The sequence below is a fragment of the Streptomyces sp. NPDC056883 genome, from assembly GCF_042788835.1.
GTDB lineage: Bacteria > Actinomycetota > Actinomycetes > Streptomycetales > Streptomycetaceae > Streptomyces > Streptomyces stoeckheimensis.
Genome location: NZ_JBHUBS010000003.1, coordinates 590,708 through 612,615 on the forward strand (window position 1 = coordinate 590,708; position 21,908 = coordinate 612,615).

At 71.5% G+C, this 21,908-nt stretch carries 12 protein-coding genes; 6 read left to right on the forward strand and 6 right to left on the reverse strand.

Annotation, left to right across the window (positions count from 1 at the left end; translation table 11 throughout):
* Positions 1 to 81: 81 nt before the first annotated feature.
* Positions 82 to 1,776 carry a maltose alpha-D-glucosyltransferase gene (treS, locus tag ACFRU2_RS11755; RefSeq protein ID WP_382970746.1) on the reverse strand — a complete coding sequence of 565 codons (1,695 nt, stop codon included), beginning with the start codon at positions 1,774 to 1,776 and terminating at the stop codon, positions 82 to 84.
* Positions 1,773 to 3,767 (reverse strand): maltotransferase domain-containing protein, encoded by a 1,995-nt coding sequence (locus ACFRU2_RS11760; RefSeq protein ID WP_382970749.1) that lies wholly within the window; start codon positions 3,765 to 3,767, stop codon positions 1,773 to 1,775. Before ACFRU2_RS11760 ends, treS begins: the two co-directional genes overlap by 4 nt.
* A gap of 476 nt (positions 3,768 to 4,243) precedes the next feature.
* On the opposite strand from ACFRU2_RS11760, the gene glgP reads away from it, so the two are divergent.
* Positions 4,244 to 6,889 carry an alpha-glucan family phosphorylase gene (gene glgP / locus ACFRU2_RS11765; protein WP_382970752.1) on the forward strand — a complete coding sequence of 882 codons (2,646 nt, stop codon included), beginning with the start codon at positions 4,244 to 4,246 and terminating at the stop codon, positions 6,887 to 6,889.
* Between the two features lie 76 nt (positions 6,890 to 6,965).
* Here the strand turns inward: glgP and ACFRU2_RS11770 are convergent, their stop codons facing one another.
* Entirely contained in the window at positions 6,966 to 7,976 is a 1,011-nt protein-coding gene (locus ACFRU2_RS11770; protein WP_250744818.1) for an Lrp/AsnC family transcriptional regulator, read from the reverse strand.
* 184 nt (positions 7,977 to 8,160) lie between these two features.
* Here ACFRU2_RS11770 and ACFRU2_RS11775 point away from each other — a divergent pair, with 184 nt between their 5' ends.
* On the forward strand, positions 8,161 to 9,723 hold the full coding sequence (locus ACFRU2_RS11775) for a DHA2 family efflux MFS transporter permease subunit (RefSeq protein WP_382970755.1): 1,563 nt from the start codon (positions 8,161 to 8,163) through the stop codon (positions 9,721 to 9,723).
* A gap of 199 nt (positions 9,724 to 9,922) precedes the next feature.
* Positions 9,923 to 10,438, forward strand: coding sequence for a hypothetical protein (locus ACFRU2_RS11780; protein WP_382970757.1), 516 nt, complete (start codon positions 9,923 to 9,925; stop codon positions 10,436 to 10,438).
* A 74-nt stretch (positions 10,439 to 10,512) separates the two neighbouring features.
* Here the strand turns inward: ACFRU2_RS11780 and ACFRU2_RS11785 are convergent, their stop codons facing one another.
* The gene (locus ACFRU2_RS11785) at positions 10,513 to 11,982 is read right to left on the reverse strand and encodes a nitronate monooxygenase (RefSeq protein WP_382970760.1); all 1,470 of its coding nucleotides are present in this window, start codon (positions 11,980 to 11,982) and stop codon (positions 10,513 to 10,515) included.
* A gap of 239 nt (positions 11,983 to 12,221) precedes the next feature.
* Entirely contained in the window at positions 12,222 to 14,492 is a 2,271-nt protein-coding gene (locus ACFRU2_RS11790; RefSeq protein WP_382970763.1) for a M4 family metallopeptidase, read from the reverse strand.
* Positions 14,493 to 14,875: 383 nt separating this feature from the next.
* On the opposite strand from ACFRU2_RS11790, the gene ACFRU2_RS11795 reads away from it, so the two are divergent.
* Positions 14,876 to 16,351, forward strand: a complete 1,476-nt coding sequence (locus tag ACFRU2_RS11795) for a sugar transferase (protein WP_382970765.1) — start codon at positions 14,876 to 14,878, stop codon at positions 16,349 to 16,351.
* Positions 16,352 to 16,375: 24 nt separating this feature from the next.
* On the opposite strand, the gene ACFRU2_RS11800 is transcribed toward ACFRU2_RS11795, so the two are convergent.
* Positions 16,376 to 17,365 (reverse strand): GDP-L-fucose synthase family protein, encoded by a 990-nt coding sequence (locus tag ACFRU2_RS11800; protein WP_382970767.1) that lies wholly within the window; start codon positions 17,363 to 17,365, stop codon positions 16,376 to 16,378.
* 383 nt (positions 17,366 to 17,748) lie between these two features.
* Here ACFRU2_RS11800 and gmd point away from each other — a divergent pair, with 383 nt between their 5' ends.
* Both gmd and ACFRU2_RS11810 read left to right on the forward strand, forming a co-directional pair.
* Positions 17,749 to 18,762 carry a GDP-mannose 4,6-dehydratase gene (gene gmd / locus ACFRU2_RS11805; protein ID WP_382970770.1) on the forward strand — a complete coding sequence of 338 codons (1,014 nt, stop codon included), beginning with the start codon at positions 17,749 to 17,751 and terminating at the stop codon, positions 18,760 to 18,762.
* A 254-nt stretch (positions 18,763 to 19,016) separates the two neighbouring features.
* Positions 19,017 to 21,788, forward strand: a complete 2,772-nt coding sequence (locus ACFRU2_RS11810) for a LamG-like jellyroll fold domain-containing protein (protein ID WP_382970773.1) — start codon at positions 19,017 to 19,019, stop codon at positions 21,786 to 21,788.
* Positions 21,789 to 21,908: the final 120 nt, after the last annotated feature.

Consider the following 21,908-nt stretch of genomic DNA (forward strand, 5'->3'; position numbering starts at 1 on the left):
TGTCGGGTCAGAAAGGTCCGTACAGGGGCGGGCGATTGACCCATTCGCCCGCCCTCGTGCGTCGTCACTGCGCGCGGGACTTCACTCCGAGCGCAGGCGGAACCAGTAGAAGCCGTGGCCCGCCAGGGTCAGCAGGTACGGCCATTCGCCGATCGGCGGGAAGCGGACGTCGCCGGTGAGTTCCACCGGGACCCGCCCGTTGAACGACCGCAGGTCCAGCTCGGTGGGCTGCGCGAAGCGCGAGAAGTTGTGCACGCACAGCACCAGGTCGTCCCCGTACTCACGGAGGAAGGCGAGCACCGCCGGGTTGGACGAAGGCAGTTCGGTGTACGAGCCCAGTCCGAAGGCCGGGTTGGCCTTGCGGACCTCGATCATCCGGCGGGTCCAGTGCAGCAGCGAAGACGGTGAGGCCATCGCCGCTTCGACATTGGTCACCTGGTACCCGTGGACCGGGTCCATGATGACCGGCAGGTTCAGCCTGCCCGGATCGCACGAGGAGAAACCGGCGTTGCGGTCCGGGGTCCACTGCATCGGGGTGCGCACGCCGTCGCGGTCGCCGAGCCAGATGTTGTCGCCCATGCCGATCTCGTCGCCGTAGTACAGCACCGGGGAACCGGGCAGCGACAGCAGCAGGGCGGTGAACAGTTCCATCTGGTTGCGGTCGTTGTCCAGCAGGGGGGCGAGCCGGCGCCGGATGCCGATGTTGGCCCGCATCCGCGGGTCCTTGGCGTATTCGGCGTACATGTAGTCGCGCTCTTCGTCGGTGACCATTTCGAGCGTGAGCTCGTCGTGGTTGCGCAGGAAGATGCCCCACTGGCAGCGGTCCGGGATCGCCGGGGTCTTCGCCAGGATTTCGGAGACCGGGTAGCGGGACTCTCTTCGGACCGCCATGAAGATGCGCGGCATGACGGGGAAGTGGAAGGCCATGTGGCACTCGTCCCCGCCCTTCTCGAAGTCCCCGAAGTAGTCGACGACGTCCTCGGGCCACTGGTTCGCCTCGGCGAGCAGCACGGTGTCCGGGTAGTGCGCGTCGATCTCGGCGCGGACCGCCTTGAGGAGGGTGTGGGTGCGCGGCAGGTTCTCGCAGTTGGTGCCCTCCTCGGCGTACAGGTAGGGCACGGCGTCGAGGCGGAAGCCGTCGATCCCGAGGTCGAGCCAGAAGCGCAGCGCGGAGACGATCTCCTCGACGACGGCCGGGTTCTCGTAGTTGAGGTCCGGCTGGTGGGAGAAGAACCGGTGCCAGTAGTACTGCTTGCGGACCGGGTCGTACGTCCAGTTCGAGGTCTCGGTGTCGACGAAGATGATGCGGGCGTCCTGGTACTGCTTGTCGTTGTCGGCCCACATGTAGTAGTCGCCGTAGGGCCCGTCGGGGTCCTTGCGGGACTGCTGGAACCACTCGTGCTGATCGCTCGTGTGGTTCATGACGAAGTCGATGATCACCCGCATGCCGCGGGTGTGCGCCGCGTCCACGAACTCCACGAAGTCGGCGAGGTCGCCGAACTCGGGCAGCACGGAGGTGTAGTCGGAGACGTCGTAGCCCCCGTCGCGCAGGGGTGAGGCGAAGAACGGCGGGAGCCACAGGCAGTCGACGCCGAGCCACTGGAGGTAGTCCAGCTTGGCGGTGAGCCCCTTGAGGTCACCCACGCCGTCGCCGTTGCTGTCGTGGAAGGACCGTACGAGGACCTCGTAGAAGACCGCCCGCTTGAACCAGTCGGGATCGCGGTCCTTGGCGGGGGTGTCCTCGAAGGTGTCGGGGACGGGATCGTTGATCATCATGAGATGGGTGACCCTCCGGTGGGCGGGGACGGTCGCAGAGCCGCCAGTACGTGCGCGGGCGTGCGGCCCGGTTCCAGGCGCACGTAGTTGGCCCTGCCCCAGTGATAGGTCTCGCCGGTGAGCTCGTCGCGCACCGCGAGGGACCCGTGCCAGTCGAGGCCGAGTACCGGCATGTCCAACGAGACCGTCGCCTCCTGGGTGTGGTGCGGATCGAGGTTGACGACCACCAGTACGGAATTGCTCCCCGCGTGCTTCGAATAGGCGATCACCTGTTCGTTGTCGGTCGGGTGGAAATGGATGTCGCGCAACTGCTGGAGCGCGGGGTTGCGCCGGCGCAGCCGGTTCAGGGAGGTGATCAGCGGGGCGATGGTGCGGCCCTCGCGGTCGGCGGCGGCCCAGTCGCGCGGGCGCAGCTCGTACTTCTCGGAGTCCAGGTACTCCTCGCTGCCCTCCTTGACCGGGGTGTTCTCGCAGAGCTCGTAACCGGCGTAGACCCCCCAGGTGGGGGAGAGGGTGGCGGCGAGGACCGCGCGGACCTCGAAGGCGGGGCGGCCGCCGTGCTGAAGGTATGCGTGCAGGATGTCCGGGGTGTTGACGAAGAAATTCGGCCGCATGACGGAGGCGGAGCGGGTGTCCGCGAGCTCGGTCAGGTACTCCGTCAGCTCGGCCTTGGTGTTGCGCCAGGTGAAGTACGTGTAGGACTGCTGGAAGCCGACGGCGGCGAGGGTCCGCATCATCGCGGGGCGGGTGAAGGCCTCGGCGAGGAAGATCACGTCGGGGTCGGACTTGTTGATGTCCGCGATCACCTTCTGCCAGAAGACCACCGGCTTGGTGTGCGGGTTGTCGACCCGGAAGATGCGGACGCCGTGCTCCATCCAGTGCCGCAGGATCCGCACCGTCTCCCCGACGATGCCGGCCATGTCGGCGTCGAAGTGGATCGGGACGATGTCCTGGTACTTCTTCGGCGGGTTCTCCGCGTACGCGATCGTCCCGTCGGCGCGGTGCCGGAACCACTCCGGGTGCTTCTCCACCCAGGGGTGGTCCGGGGAGCACTGCAGGGCGAAGTCGAGCGCCACCTCGATGCGCAGCTCGCGGGCCTTGGCGACGAAGGCGTCGAAGTCCTCCAGGGTCCCGAGCTCGGGGTGGACCGCGTCGTGGCCCCCCTCGGTGGAGCCGATGGCCCAGGGCACGCCCGGATCCCAACTCCCCGCGGACAGCGTGTTGTTCGGACCCTTGCGGTACGTGCTCCCGATCGGGTGGATCGGCGGCAGGTACACCACGTCGAAGCCCATCGCGGCGACGGCGGGAAGCCGCTCGGCGGCGGTCCGGAAGGTCCCGCTGACGGGAGCCTCGCCGGGCTCGAGCACCGCTCCCTCCGACCGGGGGAACATCTCGTACCAGGAACCGAAGAGGGCCCGCTTGCGCTCGATCAGCAGCGGCAGCGGCTTGGAGGCCGTCACCAGCTCCCGGAGCGGGCGCTTGGCCAGCAGCACGTCGATCCGCGGGTTGAGGGCGGCCGCGTACCGCTCGGCGACGGGCCGGTCCTCGTCGCGCATCACGTCCGCCGCGGCCAGCACGTGCTCGCGGCCGTCCCGCTTGGGAATCTTCGCGGCGGCCCGCTCGTAGAGCTCGGCGCCTTCCAGGAGGGTGAGCCCGGTGTCGATCCCGGCCGGGATCTTCACCGCCGCGTGGGCCCGCCAGGTGCCCACCGGGTCGCTCCAGGCCTCGACGGTGTAAGTCCACCTCCCTTCGACTTCGGCGGACACCCGCGCCCCCCACCGGTCGGTGCCGGGAGCGAGCTCGGACAGGGGCACGGGGGGCCGCAGCCGCCCGCTCGGATCTCGGAGTACGACATGGGCCGCCACGGCGTCGTGCCCCTCGCGGAACACGGTGGCGGAAATCTCGAAGACCTCGTCCACGACCGCCTTGGCGGGTCTGACGCCGCAGTCGACGGCGGGGCGGACGTCCAGCACGGGAATGCGACCGATCATGATGGGATCACCTGGGGGCAGTTCGCAGGGCTCGGTGACAACAGGCCAGCCGGCAAGGCAGCTGGTAGTGCACGCTCTGTTCGCTCTGTTTCTAGCCGCTCGGAAGACGGCTGGGCTGCGGGCATGGCCGCTCCTGTCCGCGTTCACTCGGGTGGCGGGAGAGGTTCGGGGGAGGGTGCGCCGTGCGCGTACCCGGGGAGCCCTTCCCACTCCAGCCCGGCCCAACCCGCGTGCTCGGTTAACTACTCGTACGTACTGGAACGCCTGCCCGGTCCCTCCGGCCCGACACCCGCTCATGCTCCGTCAACTCGGAGAGGACTACCGGATGTCCACCGGCACGCGGGCGCCCGGCGGAGGCCCGCCGGAGGCGCCATGGTCCGGGAGGGGGGAGGGCGCTAGCCTTCCGAGGGTGACGCTCGCGGTGCACAGCGTGGTGCGGCCGCTCCGATCCGTAATCCCCTGCGAAGGTGGAACGCGTGAAGGCTATCCGTCGATTCACCGTGCGCCCCGTCCTCCCCGAGACCCTCTCGCCGCTCGCCGACCTCGCGCGCAACCTGCGCTGGTCCTGGCACGCCGAGACCCGTGAACTCTTCCAATCCGTCGATCCCGAGGGCTGGCAAGCCGCCGGCGGGGATCCCGTCCGGCTGCTCGGCGCCGTGTCCGCCGCGCGGATCGCCGAGCTCGCCGGGGACCGGCGGTTCCTGCGCCGGCTCGCCGTCGCAGCCGCCGACCTCGATGACTACGTCCATGGCGGGAGGTGGTACCAGAGCCACGAGGCCGCGGCCGAGCTGCCCGCCGGCATCGCCTACTTCTCGCCCGAGTTCGGGATCACCGCCGCCCTGCCCCAGTACTCCGGCGGCCTCGGCATCCTCGCCGGGGACCACCTCAAGGCCGCCAGCGACCTCGGCGTCCCCCTCATCGGTGTCGGACTGCTCTACCGGCACGGCTACTTCCGCCAGTCCCTCTCCCGGGACGGCTGGCAGCAGGAGCACTATCCGGTGCTCGACCCCAACGAACTGCCCCTCGCGCTGGTGCGCGAGGAGGACGGGACCCCCGCGCGGGTGTCCCTGAGCCTCCCCGGCGGCCGGGCCCTGCACGCACACGTCTGGCAGGCCCGCGTCGGCCGGGTGCCGCTGCTGCTCCTGGACTCCGACGTCGAGGACAACGACGCCGTCGCCCGCGAGGTGACCGACCGGCTCTACGGAGGCGGCAGCGACCACCGGCTGCTCCAGGAGATGCTCCTCGGCATCGGCGGGGTCCGGGCGGTGCGCGCCTACTGCCGGATCACCGGGCATCCCGACCCCGAGGTCTTCCACACCAACGAGGGCCACGCCGGGTTCCTGGGACTCGAGCGCATAAGGGAACTGGAGGGAGCGCAGGGACTCGGCTTCGACGCCGCCGTCGAAGCCGTCCGGGCGGGAACCGTGTTCACCACGCACACCCCCGTCCCCGCCGGCATCGACCGCTTCGACCGGGCCCTGGTCGCCCGCCACTTCGGCGACGGCGGCGAACTGGCCGGCGTACCCGTCGACCGGATCCTGGCCCTCGGCGCCGAGACGTACCCCGGCGGCGACCCCGGGGTGTTCAACATGGCGGTGATGGGCCTGCGCCTCGCCCAGCGGGCCAACGGGGTCTCCACCCTGCACGGCGCCGTCAGCCGCGAGATGTTCGCCGGGCTGTGGCCGGGATTCGACCCCGTCGACGTGCCCATCACCTCGGTGACCAACGGCGTCCACGCCCCGACCTGGGTGGCACCCGAAGTGGTGAGGCTCGGCGCGAAGCAGATCGGCGCCGGCCGCACCGAGGACGCGCTCTCCGTCGGCGGCTCGCAGCGCTGGGACGCCGTCGCCGACATCCCCGACCAGGACGTCTGGGACCTGCGCCGGGTGCTCAGGGAACAGCTCGTCCAAGAGGTACGGGAACGCCTGCGCGCCTCCTGGCGCCAGCGCGGGGCCGCCGCCGCCGAACTGGGCTGGGTGGACTCGGTGCTCGACCCCGACGTGCTGACCATCGGGTTCGCCCGACGGGTGCCGTCCTACAAGCGGCTCACGCTGATGCTGCGCGACCCCGACCGGCTGCGCCGCCTGCTGCTGGACCCGGACCGGCCCGTGCAGATCGTCGTCGCGGGCAAGGCGCACCCGGCCGACGACGGCGGGAAGCGGCTGGTCCAGGAACTGGTGAGGTTCGCGGACGACCCCCGCGTGCGCCACCGGATCGTGTTCCTGCCCGACTACGGCATGGCCATGGCCCAGAAGCTCTACCCGGGCTGCGACGTCTGGCTCAACAACCCGCTGCGCCCGCTGGAGGCCTGCGGCACCAGCGGGATGAAGGCGGCGCTCAACGGCTGCCTCAACCTGTCCGTCCTGGACGGCTGGTGGGACGAATGGTTCGAGCCGGACTTCGGCTGGGCCATCCCGACCGCCGACGGACTCGGCGCGGACGAGGACCGCCGCGACGACCTGGAGGCGAACGCCCTCTACGACCTGATCGAGGGCCGGGTCGCCCCCCGGTTCTACGACCGGGCCGGGCAGGCCGGACTCCCGGTGCGGTGGATCGAGATGGTCCGGCGCACCCTCGTCTCGCTGGGGCCCAAGGTGCTCGCGGGCCGCATGGTGCGGGAGTACGTGGAGCGGCTCTACGCTCCGGCCGCGCTCTCCCACCGCGCCCTGACCCCGGACGCGGCGCGGGACCTCGCCTGGTGGAAGGGGCGGGTCCGCGCGGCCTGGCCGCAGCTCACCGTCGAGCACGTGGAAGCCCTGACGGCGGGCCCGGTCGGCGGCACCGCCGAACTCGGGGCCACCCTCACCCTGCGCGTGCAGGTCTCCCTCGACGCCCTGGCCCCCGAGGACGTGGAGGTCCAGGCCGTCGCGGGCCGGGTCGACGCGCAGGACGTGATCCAGAGCGGGCGGGCCTTCCCGCTCAAGCCCGCCGGCGGACCCGACCTGGAGGGCCGCTGGCTGTACGAGGGCCCGCTCGCCCTCGACCGTACGGGGCCCTTCGGCTACACCGTACGGATCCTGCCGGCGCACCCGCTACTGGCGACCCCGGCCGAACTGGGCCTGGTCGCGGGCCCGGCCACGGGCGCCGAAACCGACGCGGGAGGCGGCGTGGTGCTGCGCTGACGGGCCCGGCCGTTCGGCCGGCCGCTCCGGCCGTTCGGCCGACGGCTCGGCCACCAGGCCGACGGGCCCGGCCCGTTCAGGGGGCGGGCGGCGGATCCACCAGCCGCCCGTCCTCCACCAGCATCCCGGCCCGCTTGACGCTGCGCAGGGCCGGGATCACCTCCACCTGCCCCACCCCGTCCACCGCACCGATCCGCTCGGTCAAGTACGTGTACAGCGCGTCCGTGTCCCGGCACACCACCACCGCCATCAGCGAGGCGGCCCCGGTCACGGCCGCCGCGAAGGCCACCTCGCGGTGGCCCGCCAGCGCCGCCCCCACCTGCGCCAGCCGGGCCGGCGGGACGGTCAGCACGATCGTCGCCTCCGCCTCGTAGCCGAAGAGCGCCGGGACGAACTCCACGTCGAAGAAGACCGCCCCCACCTCGCGCAGCCGCTCCAGCCTGCGCCGCGCGGTGGACTCCGACAGGCCACTGGCACGCGCCAGTTCCGGGTACCCCGCGCGGCCGTCCCGGCCCAGCACCGAGAGCAGGGCCAGCTCCGCCTCGTCGAGCGCGTACCGCTGCGGACCCGGCTGCGCGGCCGGCCGTTCCAGGGCCGCCGTCTGGTCGGGGCGCAGGACGTCCAGGCCCACCCAGGCGTCGGGCCCGCCGAAGAACTTCCGCAGGATGGTGTGGGCGCTCACGCCGGTCACCCGGCGGGTCCGCGGCAGCTTCTCCAGCAGCAGGGCGTCCCGGTCCTGGCGGGTGCGGGCCCGGGTCATGCAATGGATCTCGGTACCGCCCGAGCCCAGGGTCACCCACGCGATGTCCGGGCGGCGGGCGAGCGCCTCGGCCACCGGGAGCGCGGCGTCGGGGGCGCACTGCACCCGGAGCCAGGACTCGAACAGCCCGACCCGGCTGCCCAGCGGCAGTCCGACGACCCGGATCAGGCCGGTGGTCCGCAGCCGCCGGTAGCGGCGTACGACGGTCTGGTCGGAGACCTCCAGCACCTCGGCCAGCCGGCTGAAGGGGGCCCGGCCGTCGATCGTGAGGGCCTGGACCAGGGACCGGTCGAGCGGGTCCAGCTCCGTTTCGTTCACGGTTTCCATCATCACAGACCCGGCCGTGCGTGAAATCCGCCGCCGGAGGGCTGCTGGGTGGGGGTGGGCCGCGGCGTGCTGACACCGTGTGGGAGGCGGAAGCCGCGCCCCGCCGGAACCCGGCGGCCGCATGGCACCCACCCGGTCCTCCGCCCGCCCCACCCCTGCCTTCGGACATCCCAGGAGTACCCCCATGCGCAAATGGCTGCCGTTGACGGCGGTGTGTCTCGGAGCCTTCATGCTCCTGGTCGACGTCACGATCGTGACCGTCGCCCTGCCCGACATGGCCGCCGACATGCGGACCGGGTTCTCCGGACTCCAGTGGGTGATGGACGGCTACGCCCTCGCCCTGGCCGCCCTGCTGCTCGGCGCGGGATCGCTCGCCGACCGGATCGGCCGGCGCCGCGTCTACCTCGGCGGGCTCGGACTCTTCGCCGCCGCCTCCCTCGCCTGCGGCCTGGCCCAGGGCCCGGCCGCGCTCATCGCCTTCCGCGCCGTCCAGGGCGTCGGCGGCGCCGCGATGTTCGCCACCACCATGGCCCTGCTCAGCTCCGCCTACCAGGGCCGTGACCGGGGCGTGGCCTTCGGCGTCTGGGGCGCGGTCAACGGAGCGGCCGCCGCGGCCGGCCCGATCATCGGCGGGCTGCTCACCGAGCAGTTCGGCTGGCGCTGGATCTTCTTCATCAACCTCCCGGTCTGCGCCCTCGCCGTGTACGTCACCCTGAAGGCCGTCACCGAGTCCCGCGACCCGCACGCCAAGGGCCTGGACCTGCCCGGCATGGCCACCTTCACCGCCGGCGCCGCGGCCGTCACCTACGCGCTCATCCGCGGCGGCGAGAGCGGCTGGACCTCCGCCGGCACCCTCGGCCTGTTCGCCCTGGGCGCGGCCTCCTTCGCCGCCTTCGTCCTCGTCGAACTGCGCGGACCCCGCCCGATGCTGGACCTCTCGCTCTTCCGCAGTCCGGTCTTCGTCGCCGTGATGACCGCCTCGCTGCTGATGTCCGGCGCCGCCTTCGGCTACCTGATGTACGTCTCCCTGTGGCTGCAGACCGCCGAGGGCATGGGCCCGGTCGGGGCCGGACTGGCCCTGCTGCCGCTGAGCCTGGCCGGCTTCGTCGTCGCCGCGGCCTCCGGCAAGCTCCTGCACGGGGCCTCCCCCCGGATCACCATCGGCGGCGGGCTGCTCCTCATCGCGGCCGGGGCGCTGCTCCAGGGCTGGATGCTGGACGCGGGCGACGGCTGGACGGCGCTGGTGCCGGGCCTGGCCGTCACCGGGGTGGGCGTCGGACTGATCTCCCCGGCCCTGGCCGCCGCCGCGATGGGGGCCGTGCCCCCGGCCCGGGCGGGCATGGCGGGCGGTGCGCTGAACACCGCACGACAGCTGGGCATGGCCCTGGGCATCGCGGTGCTCGGCGCGGTCTTCCACACCGGGCTGGCCGACGGCCTCGCCGGCTCCGGGCAGCCGCACGGCACGGCCGCGGCGCTGGCGGGCGGCGGGGCGGGGCGGCTGCTGGAGACCGTTCCGGGGGCCGGGTCCTGGGTGGAGGCGGCCTTCGCGAGCGGGCTGCGCGACACCTTCTGGGTCTCGGGGGCGATGGGTCTGGCGGGGGCGCTGATCCTGTTCGTGCTGGTCCGCCGGCCGGCCGCCACGGCTGCGGCTCCCACGGCGGCTCCCGCTGCCGCCGGGGCTCCGGCTCCGGTGCCGGGGCAGGCCTCGGACGCGGTGGACCGGGCGGCCGGAAGCGCTGCCGTCTGAGCGGCCCGTACGCCCCGAATCCAGCGCGGATTCGGGGCGTACGCGTGTCCGGTTCCGGAGGGGACCGTGAGGGTGAACCTTCGAACGCGCTGCCGTGCCGAATCGTTTCTTCATCCGTGCCCGCTCCTACGCTGCCCGCGGATGCCCACCGCACCAGGCATCCGAGGAACCCGAGGAACACGAGGAACGGACTCCCCCCATGCGTCTTCGCACCACCGCCACCGCACTCGTAGGCGCGCTCGCGCTGGTCCTGCCGACCGCCGGGCTGTCGTACGCCAACGACCACGACGACCGCGAGAACCTCGGCACGCTGCACTACCGGTACAGCGACAACGGTGACACGCGGCACGGCCGGATCTATCCCGCCGACAACGACACCTGCTACCAGCTGACGAACGCTTCGCGGAACCACCCGGCCTTCCAGGTGCGCAACGACACGGAATCGCTGGCGGTGCTGTTCGAGGACCGCTCCTGCGGAGGCCATGCCGTGGAGACGCTGGAGCCGGGCGAGCGGGCGGACGACCTGGAGGTCCGCTCGGTGTTCTTCAAGCCGACCGACGACGAGCACCACCACGGCCGCCACGACGGACGGCACGACGACGACGGCCGTGACGACTGGCGCGACGACGAGGACCGCAGCATCGGCGGGCGCGCCGCCGCACCGGCGGACGAGACCGCGGCGATCCTCGACTCGGTCTTCGGCTCCATCGGCTGATCCCACGCACCCGTGAAGGGCCCGCCCCCTGGAAACCACCCAGGGGGGCCGGGCCCTTCACCCGTCCCGGGGCCTCAGCGGCCGGCGGGCCGGTCCGCGCCCGCCGCGAGCCAGTGCACCACGTCCGCGGCCGTGTAGGGCTCGGCGTTCGGGGCGAGCCGCGGGAGGAAGGACAGGTCCTTGCCGATCGTCACCAGCGGGGGTTCCACCCGGTCGTGCGGCCGGCGCTGGGCCAGCCCGATCGTGGCCAGCAGGCCGTTGCACAGGCACTGGCGGCCCTTGGTGTCGGACGCCTCGCCGCCCTTGCGGACGTACGCGGCGACCGGCTCGGCCGCGCACCGGTAGACCACACCGCGCGGACCCCGTACGGGAGTGCGCAGGAAACCGAGGTCGCAGACCCGGCGCCGGGCCTCGGAGACCTCCCGCTCGGAGACCGTCCCCGGCAGGTCCGCCACCTTGAACGGGAACGAAGTCGGGGAGGCCTCGGGGTCGTTGCGGACCGAGAGGGTGCCGGTGTGGGCCCGGTCCAGCAGGTCCTCGCGCAGGTGGCGGGCCATCCCCGACTCCTCGCACAGGGCGAACGCGCTGCCGATCTGAACCCCGGCCGCGCCCTCCGCGAGCGCCCCGGCCACGGCCTCGGGGCTGGCCTGGCCGCCCGCGAGCCAGAACGGCAGCCCGAGCGCCGCCATCTTGGCGAGGTCGGGGTTGTCGCGCGGTCCGTAGACCGGCTCGCCGTCCTCGTCGAGCTTCATCGGCCCGCGCGGCGGGGCGCTGTGCCCGCCGGCCTGGCTGGTCTCGATCACGAAGCCGTCGGGGCGGGTGATCTCGTCCCGGGCCAGGTAGGTGGCCAGCACCGGGAGCGAGACGATCGCCAGCACGTGGGGGCGGCGCAGCGGGCCGGGCAGGTGCCCGGCGAGCAGGGCCGCGGGGTCGAAGAGATGGTCCAGGGGTTCGTCCCCGTGCGGCCCCGGCTCGACGTGGATCTTGGTCAGGCAGCGTTCGTAGCGCGCCAGCCTCGAGGCGAGGGCAGGGATCTGACCGGGGACTCCCGCGCCCACGAGCACGTAGTCGACGCCTGCCAGGATCGCGCCGAACATGGCGGGGGCTGTGGCGAGCTGGATCTTCTCCAGGTAGTTGATGCCGACGACACCGTCATGTCCCTCCTTGGCGAGCCAGACCTCGACGAAGTTGCCGAGGACGGTGAGGATCTCGGCCTGCGATCCGCCCGTCGCCCGCAGTCGCGGGGTGGTGCGCATCGCCACGCCGTCCGCGAGGCCTTCCTCGCGGAAGTAGAGGTCGAGGGCGGACTGGGCCAGCTCCGGCAGCGGGAAGGCCGCCAGTGCCCGGCGGGCGTGGCCGCCGGGGTCGCCGGTCTGCAGCACGCGGGCCAGTACGACGTCCAGGGCCGTGCCGGAGACCACGCCCAGCTGGCCCTCGCCGGACACGGCCCGGGCCAGCCGCCAGCCGGAGACGCCGACGCCCATGCCGCCCTGGATCAGCCAGGGGTGCTGCGCGGCGGGGGCGTTCGTGGGGGTCTGCGGCATGGGTCACGTCCTCGGAATCACCCGAACCTACGGTTCCGTAGGTTCGCTGATTTCCACTATGACGCCGGCCCGGCCGGACGGCGGGCGCCGAAGGTCCCGGCCCTGGGGGCAGGTGGACCCCGACGGCCGGGTCCAATGGAAGAGGGCCCAATGGAACAGGGCCGCCCGGGGAGGTCTTCTCCCGGGCGGCCCCGTGGTCTAGCGGTTCAGCTCTGGTTCACGGACGGCCCCGGTGGGGGTCAGAAGGTGAGCTTCCAGCTGTCGATCTTTCCGGTGTCGAGGTTCGCGTTGTCGTTGACCCGGAGCTTCCACACGCCCTGGGCGACCTCGGAGGAGGCGTTGACCGTGACGGACTTGATGATGTTGTCCGCGCTGCCACCGGTCCGGTTGTGCAGGTTGTACAGGGTGCCGTCGGGGGCGACGAGGTCGACCTTCAGGTCACCGATGTACGTGTGGAGGATGTTGAGGTCCACCTTGAGGGTGCTCGGGGCGTTGCCCGTGCGGTTCACGGTGACCGGGGACTCGACCGTGGCGTTGTCGGCGATCGCGTAGTCGGTGGTGTTCTCGAACACCGTCTGCTGCGAGGTGCCGACGGTCCAGACGAAGGACGCCGTACCGGTCTGGTTCGCCGAGTCCGTCACCGTGACCGTCGTGTTGTACGTACCGGCGGTGGAGGCGGTCCCGGAGATCAGGCCGGTCGAGGAGTTGATCGACAGACCGGTCGGGAGACCGGAAGCCGCGTAGCTCAGGGCGCCGGCGTTGCTGCTGCTGGCCTGGATCTGGAGGCTGGCGGCGCTGCCCGTGACGGTGTTCTGGTTACCGGGGTTGGTGACCGAGACGCCGACGGGAATGCGGGCACCGACGTTGATGGCGGCCCAGGCGTTGGCAGCGTTGTTGTACGTGACCGAGCCGGCACCGTAGAGGTCGGCGGCGGCCTTCAGGGTCTGGACGCGGGCGTCGGCGTAGTTGGTGGTCGACTTGAAGTAGCCGACCGTCAGCGCGCGGAACCAGATCTTCGAGGCGGCGTCGCGGCCGATCGCGGTGACCGGGAGCCCGTCGGAGGTCGGCGAGTCGTAGCTCACCCCGTTGACGACCTTGGCGCCGGAGCCCTCGGAGGCCAGGTAGTACCAGTGGTTGGCCGGGCCCGAGGAGTAGTGGACGTCGATGGAGCCGATGCCCGAGTACCACGCGTCCTTGGACGAGCCGTCCTTGCTCGGCTTGTCCATGTAGCGCAGCGGGGTGCCGTTGCCGCGGATGTCGATCTTCTCGCCGACCAGGTAGTCGCCGACGTCGTTGGCGTTGTTGGCGTTGAACTCGACGGCCGCCGCCATGATGTCGGAGGTCGCCTCGTTGAGGCCGCCGGACTCACCGGAGTAGGTCATGTTGCCGGTGACCGAGGTCAGGCCGTGGGTCATCTCGTGCGCGGCCACGTCGATCGAGGTCAGCGGCTTGGTGTTGCCGGTGCCGTCGCCGTAGGTCATGCAGAAGCAGGAGTCGCTCCAGAACGCGTTGACGTACGCGTTGCCGTAGTGGACCCGGGTGTACGGGGCCACGCCGTCGTTGCGCAGGCCGTTGCGGCCGTGCACGTTCTTGTAGTAGTCCCACGTCAGCTGGGCGCCGTAGTGCGCGTCGGCGCCGGCGGTCTCCCGGTTCGAGGGGAGACCGTTGCCCCAGGTGTCGTCCGGGCCCGTGAAGAGGGTGCCCGTGCCGCTGCCCGTGCCGCCGTTGAGGTCGTAGGTCTTGTGGTTGCCGCGCCCGGCGTCGGTCAGCGTGAAGTTGCTGCCCGAAGCCGACGTGCCCAGCGTGACCTGGCCGGTGTACATCGTGTTGCCGACGCCGGTCTCGATGGCCTGCCACTGGGTGATCTTCGCGCCGGTCTTGGCGTTGGTGACCACGTGCAGTTCGCTCGGGGTGCCGTCGTGCTGGATGCCGCCGACGACGGTCTCGAAGGCGAGGACCGGGACGCCGGAGGCGGCCCAGATCACCTTGCGCGCGGCCTTGGAGGCCTTCGCGTCCTTGGAGCCCTCGGCGTTGGCGGAGGAGACCGCCAGGCCCTCGGCCGCGGCCGGGGTGACGGTGGCGTTGGTGTCCGCGACCTTGATCTCGGCGTTGGTGGCCTTGGTGACGCTCTTGGTGACGCCGCCCTTGGCGTGGACGGTCAGGTCACCGCCGAGCACCGGTATGCCGTCGTAGGTGCGTTCGTACGTGGTGTGCGTGGTGCCGTCCGCGTCCTTGACCACGTCACGGACGACGAGCTTCTCCGTGCCGCCGAGGCCGAGGGCCTTGGCCGCCTGCACGCTGGTGGAGTTGGCCTCGGCCAGGAGCGTCGCACGCTCCGAAGCGCTGAGTGCGCGATTCTCCGCGCCGGGGTTGACCTGGGCGACCGAGACAGCCTGCGACGCGGTGGCGTCGGCGTTGGCGGATCCGGTCTGGATGCCTACGGCGAGGAGAGCGGCCGCGGCAACGAGCGCGCCGGCCGTGGTGGCACGCCGCTGGGGGGTGGGACTCAACGCAGACTCCTTCTGCAAGGGGGGTTCCGGATGGCTGGGTGGGCCTCCGGGCAGATCGGGCTGGTGCGAAGAACGGTCGAAGAGTGCCACTTGGGCGCCGCGATGTCAGGGCCGCGTCAAAAGGTTGGCCGGAAATCGTTCGTTGTCCGAAGAGACGTATCCGGTATCCGGAACATTCACTTTGGGATGAGAGAGGGGCGTGTCCAGCGGTCGGAATGCGGACGCCCGGCCGCTAACGCTTGGGCAACAAGATGTCCGGTTCCCCGAAACGGCATTTACCGTACTGGCGTTTGTCGTACTGTTTCCCGGTGCGCCTGACGTCCACGGTTTGGGGAAGCCACGGACTCGCGCCACTGTCATAGACCACGTGCCAGGGGGGCCTCATGAGGCATGTCCATATACCTGTGCAAAGAGTGGCCGGCTCGGCCAGGGCGTCGGCCATGCCGGCCAGGGGCCTTCGCGACAAGGCGCGTTGGTACCTGCCCGCCGCGGTCGCCGCGGACCTGATCGGCGCGGGAGTCCCCGTCGGCCTGGTCTTCGAGGCCGCCCAGCAGGCACGGCCGCTGTTCTGCGCCCTCGGAACGGCCCTCGCATGGACCGGCGTGCAGCTGATGCGCCGGCGCTACGCGGGCCGCGCGCTCGGCGAATCCCGAGGAGTCCTGCCGGTCCTGCACGACTGGCTGATTCTGATCGGCGTACTCGCCGTGGCCCGCGTGGTCACGGGCGAGAACACCCCCCGGCTGTCCGCGCTCGGCGCCCTCGTACCCGCCCTGCTCGTCACCATCGCCTGCCACAAGCTGACCTACCGCCACCTCTCCGCCGCCCGGCGCGAAGCCCAGGCCGTGAGCCGGGTCCTGGTCGTCGGCGAGCCCGACGCCGCCGAGTCCGTCATCGGACACCTCGCCGCGCGCACCGACCACCCCTACGTGGTGGTCGGCGTGGTCCCGGTGGGTCCCGGCGGACTGGACAGCGGGGTGCCCGTGGCCGCGCGCCTCGGCTCCGCGATGGCGCAGTCCCCGAACGGGGACTCCGCCGCCGTGCTCGATGCCGTCGCCGCCCACCGGGCCGACCTGGTGCTCGTCGCACCGGGTGCCCGGCTCGCGGGGGAGCGGCTGCGGCGGATCTCCTGGGCCCTGCACGACGCCGGGCTCGAACTGGCGGTCTTCCCCGGACTGGTGGAGGTCTCCGTCAAGCGGCTGGAGACCCTGTCCGCGGGCGGCCTGGCCATCCTGCGGGTGACGCCGCCGGTGAGCCGCGGCATGCAGCCCCTGCTGAAGTCCGTACTGGACCGGGCGGGCGCGGCGCTCGGACTGGTCCTGCTGTCGCCGGCCTTCCTCGCCATGGTCCTGGCGATCCGCTGCGGCTCGCGAGGGCCGGCCTTCTACCGGCAGCGGCGCATCGGCCGCGACGGGGTCCCCTTCGTCATGTGGAAGTTCCGCACGATGGTCGTGGACGCCGACGCGCGCAAGGCCGAGCTGTCCGGGGCGAACGAGAACGACGGCCTGATGTTCAAGATGCGGCGCGACCCCCGGGTGACCCGCGTGGGCCGGCTGCTGCGCCGTACGTCCATGGACGAACTGCCGCAGCTGATCAATGTGGTGGCGGGCAACATGTCGCTGGTCGGCCCGCGCCCGCCGCTGCCGGAAGAGGTGGCCGAGTACGACGAGGTCGAACTGCGCCGGCTCGCGGTGCGGCCCGGGATGACCGGGCTGTGGCAGATCAGCGGGCGGTCCGACCTCTCGTGGGACGAGACGATCCAGCTCGACCTGCAGTACGTGGACAACTGGTCGTTCACCAGTGACGTCGACGTCATGGGCCGCACGCTCCGCGCCGTGGTCGACGGTCGCGGAGCGTACTGAGGCACCGGGGATCCCGCCTTGGGATCAGCTCTGCCCGCTGTCCTGCCTGCTGCTGCGCCCGCCGTCCTGCCCGTCGCCCTGCTCGCGCCACCAGGCGTACGTGGCGGCGATGCCCTCGCGCAGCGGGACCGCGGGCTTCCAGCCGAGCCCGCGCAGCCGGGTCACGTCCAGCAGCTTGCGGGGCGTCCCGTCGGGCTTCGAGGTGTCCCAGGCGAGCCTGCCGCGGAAGCCGGTCACCTCGGCGACGGTCTCCGCGAGGGCCTTGATGGTCAGGTCCTCGCCACAGCCGATGTTCACCGGCTCGGCGCCGTCGTACTCGCGCAGCAGCACGGCGCACGCCGCGGCCAGGTCGTCCACGTGCAGGAACTCCCGGCGGGGCGTGCCCGATCCCCACAGCGTGACCTCCTCGCGCCCCTCCGCGGCGGCCTCGTGGAAGCGCCGGATGAGGGCGGGCAGGACGTGCGAGGACTCCAGGTCGAAGTTGTCGCCCGGGCCGTAGAGGTTCGTGGGCATGGCCGAGATGTACGAGGCCCCGTACTGCTTGCGGTACGACTGGACCTGGACGATGCCGGCGATCTTCGCCAGGGCGTACGCCTCGTTCGTCGGCTCCAGCGGGCCGGTCAGCAGGGCGTCCTCGCTGATGGGCTGCGGGGCCAGCTTGGGGTAGATGCAGGAGGATCCGAGGAACAGCAGCCGGCCGACCTCCGCCGCGTGCGCCCCGGCGACGACGCTCAGCTGGATCTTGAGGTTGTCCTCCAGGAACTGCACCGGGAACGTGCTGTTGGCCATGATCCCGCCGACCTTGGCGGCGGCCAGGACGACGGCGTCGGGCCGGACGTCCCGCAGGTACGCCCCGGTCGCGGCGGCATCGCGCAGATCGAGGTCGGCGCGGCCGCGGGTGAGCACCTCGTACCCGTCGGCGGTGAGCCGGCGGACGACCGCGGACCCGACGAGGCCGCGGTGGCCGGCGACGAAGACGCGGGCGTTCGGGGGCAGGAACGGCGAACTTGTCATACCGCCGATGATGCCAGTCCGCTGTCCGCGGTTTCACGGGGGAGCCCCGGGCCGGATCCGGCGCCCCGCACCCCGGGCCGCCCCACCCGGGGCCCTGCCCCGGACCGTCCCCGGGCCGTGCCCGGACCAGGGCGAATTCCGGTCGGTCCGGGCCGGTTCGGTGCATATCGCCCCGCAAGGGGGCGAGGGGGCCCGATCCGGCGGGAGGGGCTCCGGGCGGAACGTGTACGGTAACCGTCCGGTACCCGTCTCCAGCCCCCTGGCGGCGGACCGCGCAGCACCACCGGCCCGGCCCCACTCCGCATCCGGCGGCCGGCCCGCACACCGGGGCGCAGCCCCGAGCCACGACCGCACCGCATCGCAACGATCCCCAGGGGGACCCTATGGGCAAGACCGCGCTGATCACCGGCGTCACCGGGCAGGACGGCTCGTACCTCGCAGAGCTCCTGCTCTCCAAGGGCTACACGGTGCACGGGCTCGTGCGGCGGTCCTCCAGCTTCAACACGGAGCGGATCGACCACATCTACCAGGACCCGCAGACGGCGAACCGTTCCCTCGTCCTGCATCACGCCGACCTCTCCGACGGCGTCGCCCTGGTGAACCTGCTCCGCGAGATACGCCCCGACGAGGTCTACAACCTCGGCGCCCAGTCGCACGTCCGCGTCTCCTTCGACGCCCCGCTCTACACCGGCGACGTGACCGGCCTCGGCGCCCTGCGCCTGCTGGAGGCGATCCGGGCCAGCGGCGTGGACACCCGCATCTACCAGGCCTCCTCCTCGGAGATGTTCGGCGCCACCCCGCCCCCGCAGAACGAGGCCACCCCGTTCCACCCGCGCAGCCCGTACGGCGCCGCGAAGGTGTTCGCGTACTGGACGACGGTGAACTACCGCGAGGCGTACGGCATGTTCGCCGTCAACGGGATCCTCTTCAACCACGAGTCCCCGCGCCGCGGCGAGACCTTCGTGACCCGCAAGATCACCCGCGCGGTCGCCCGGATCAAGGCGGGCCTCCAGGAGAAGCTCTACCTCGGCAACCTCGACGCCGTCCGCGACTGGGGCTACGCCCCCGAGTACGTGGACGCCATGTGGCGGATGCTCCAGCAGGACGAGCCCACCGACTACGTCGTGGCCACCGGGGTCGCCGCCACCGTCCGCGAGTTCGTCGAGGCCTCCTTCGCGCACGCCGGTCTCGACTGGAACGAGCACGTGCGCTACGACCCCAAGTACGAGCGCCCCAGCGAGGTCGACGCCCTGATCGGCGACGCGTCCAAGGCCCACGATCTGCTCGGCTGGAAGCCGACGGTCCTGGTGGCCGAGCTGGCCAGGATCATGGTGGATTCCGACATCCGGCAGGTCGAGGACCAACTGGCGGGGGCCAGCGTCCGCATCGACCGCTGAGGCCTTATATTTCGCCTACGATTTGCCCTGTCCCGGTCATGCGCGCAGCCAACGGCGGGCGTGACCGGGGCAAATCCGCCGTATGTCCGTAGTGCTCCATCCGCGACCGGACCCGTTGATTCCAAGTTGGTATGCAATGGGTCAAGCGTGGTGACCAGGCCCTTCGCTGAGCCCTAGTCTGCGCCAAGTACATATGGCTGTTCCGAAAGATGCCGAACCAGCCATTCAAGCCGGGCAATTGCCCTGGGGGGCTCATGCGTAGATCCAGAGGGCTGACTGCTGCCCTCGCCCTGTCACTGGCCGGCGCCGGCACCGCGATAGGCCTGGTGCTGATACCCGAGGCGTCGGCCATCACGCAGCCGGTGGCCTTCACCGCCGACAACCTGCCGACGTGGCAGCCCAACGGGATCGTCTGGGCGATGGCCGAGGCCAACGGCACCGTCTTCGCCGGTGGCACCTTCTCCGCCGTCCGCCCGCCCACCGGCGGCGTCGGCGCGGAGCAGGAAGCCGTGAACTTCGTCGCGCTCGACGCGGCGACCGGTGCCCCCACCTCCTGCAAGCTCTCCTTCACCATCGGCGACGGCAGCGCCACCGTGCGCGCCCTCACCGTCTCGAAGGACAAGAAGACCCTGTACGCGGGCGGCTACTTCGCCGCCGTCAACGGGACCCCGGTCAACAGCGTCGCCGCCATCGACATCGCGACGTGCACCCCCAAGGCCTCGTTCCACCCGAAGTTCCCCGCCACCGTGCGCGCGCTCGTCGCCTCCGACAGCACCCTGTACGCGGCAGGAGACTTCAGCACCGTCGAGGGCACGGCCCGTGAGCGGTTCGCCGCGGTCGACGCCACCTCCGGTGCGGTCAAGCCCTTCGTCGCCAACGCCGACGAGCCCGGCCGCGCGCTCCAGCTCAGCAGCGACGGCAAGAACGTCCTGATCGGCGGTGACTTCTTCACCGTCAACGGATCCCAGAGCCACGCGCTCGCCGTCGTGAACGCCACCACCGGAGCCGTCACCAAGACGTACGGCACCATCCCCTCGATGTCGGTGATCAAGTCCATCACGGCCGACGCCACGGGCTACTACACCGGCGCCGAGGGCACCGGCGGCTTCGACGGCCGCGTCGCCCTCGCCACCGACTTCAACGAGAAGTGGCGCGACCAGTGCCTCGGCGCGACCCAGTTCGTGCTGCCGTACGACGGAGTCCTCTACAGCTCCTCGCACGCGCACAACTGCACCTCCGAGGGCGAGTTCCCGGACGGCAAGCGCCACTTCCTGCTGGCGCAGAACACCGACTGGCCCGGCGGCCAGGCCCCCGCGCCCGTCGGCGGCTTCGTGCGCAGCCCGGGCAAGCTCGGCTGGCACCCCACCGCCAACGACGGCCTCGGCGAGGGCATCGGCCCGCGCGTGATGGCCATCGCGGCGCAGGGCGCCACCAAGTACATGTGGGTAGGCGGTGAGTTCACCCTCATCAACGGCAAGGCCCAGCAGGCCCTGACCCGCTTCGCCTCCACCGGCGACGTCGGCGCCCCGACCACCCCCGTCGCGAGCGTCTCCAGCGTCAAGCCCGGCGAGGTCCAGGTCCGCTGGCGCGCCAGCTACGACGCGGACGACAACAAGCTGACCTACCGCATCTACCGCAACGGCTCCGCGACCCCGATCGCCACCGTCAGCGCGAACTCCCTGGAGTGGCTGCGCCAGCAGGCCTCCTGGACGGACGCCACGGTCAAGGCCGGCGTGTCCTACAGCTACCGGGTCACCGCCACCGACGCGGCGGGCAACACCAGCGCCCTGTCGGCCACCGTCTCGGTCTCGGTCCCGACCACGGTCAGCGCGTACCCCAACCAGGTCCGCGAGGACGGCGCCAACCTCTACTGGCGCTACGACGACGTCGTCAGCCCGTACGTGGCCGACTCCTCGGTCTCCGGCAACACCAGCGGCATCCAGCTCAACGCCCCGGCGCTGCGCCAGACCCCCGGCGCGGTCACCGGAGCCAGCACGGCCATGGGCTTCAACGGCACCAGCCAGCAGGTGTACAGCGACCACCGCCAGACGGTCGGCAGCAGCTACACGCTGGAGACCTGGTTCAAGACGAACAGCACGCGCGGCGGCAAGCTGCTCGGCTTCGGCACCAACCAGGACCGCAACAGCAACCTGTACGACAAGCACCTCTACATGACCAACACCGGCCGGATCTTCTTCGGGGTCAACCCGGGCTCGACGAAGACCGTCTCCACCGGCCTGCTGGACACGTACAACGACAACAAGTGGCACCACGTCGTCGCCACCCAGGGTCCCGCCGGCATGGTCCTCTACGTGGACGGCAAGCTCAAGGACTCCCTGAACGTCACCGGCTCCCAGGCGATCGAGGGCTACTGGCACGTCGGCGGCGACAACCTCGCCGCCTGGCCCTCCCGGCCGACCAGCAACTTCTTCGCCGGCCAGATCGACGAGACGGCCGTCTACCCGAAGGTGCTGACCGAGGCCCAGGTCAAGAACCACTACAACCTGGCCACTGCCGCCACGGACACGGTCTCCAAGGTCACCGCGACCGAGGACACCTACATCAACCAGGGCGCCCCCAGCACCGCCTACGGCGCGTCCGCCTCGCTGGCCGTCCGCGGCACCTCGGCCTACGAGACGTACCTGCGCTTCGCCATCCCGGCCGCCCCGGCCGGCCAGGTGCTGAAGTCCGCGTCCCTCCAGGTCAAGACCACGACCGTGGCGAGTGCCGGCACCACCGACACCGTCTCGGTGGTCCCGGTCACCGGTACGTGGAGCGGTGCGGGCACGACCTTCAACAGCAAGCCCACCCTGGGCACCACCCCGCTCGGCTCCTTCGCGGGAGTGCCGGACGGTTCGGCGGTCCAGAGCACTCCGCTGGACACCGCCGCGCTCTCCGCGGTGCTGGGCAGCAGCTACAGCCTGGGCCTGACGAGCACGGGTACCAACCCGCTGTGGATCTGGTCCTCGGAGTCCACGGCCGTGGACGCCAAGCCGCAGCTGACCCTCACCTTCGGCGCGAAGTAACCGCTTGACGGAGTGGGGGGGGGGGGAGGGTGTGCGGGGGGGGGGACCAACCCCCCCCCCCCCCCCCCCGGGACCACCCCCCCCCCCCCCCCCCCCCCCCGCCCCCCCCCCCTCCCCCCC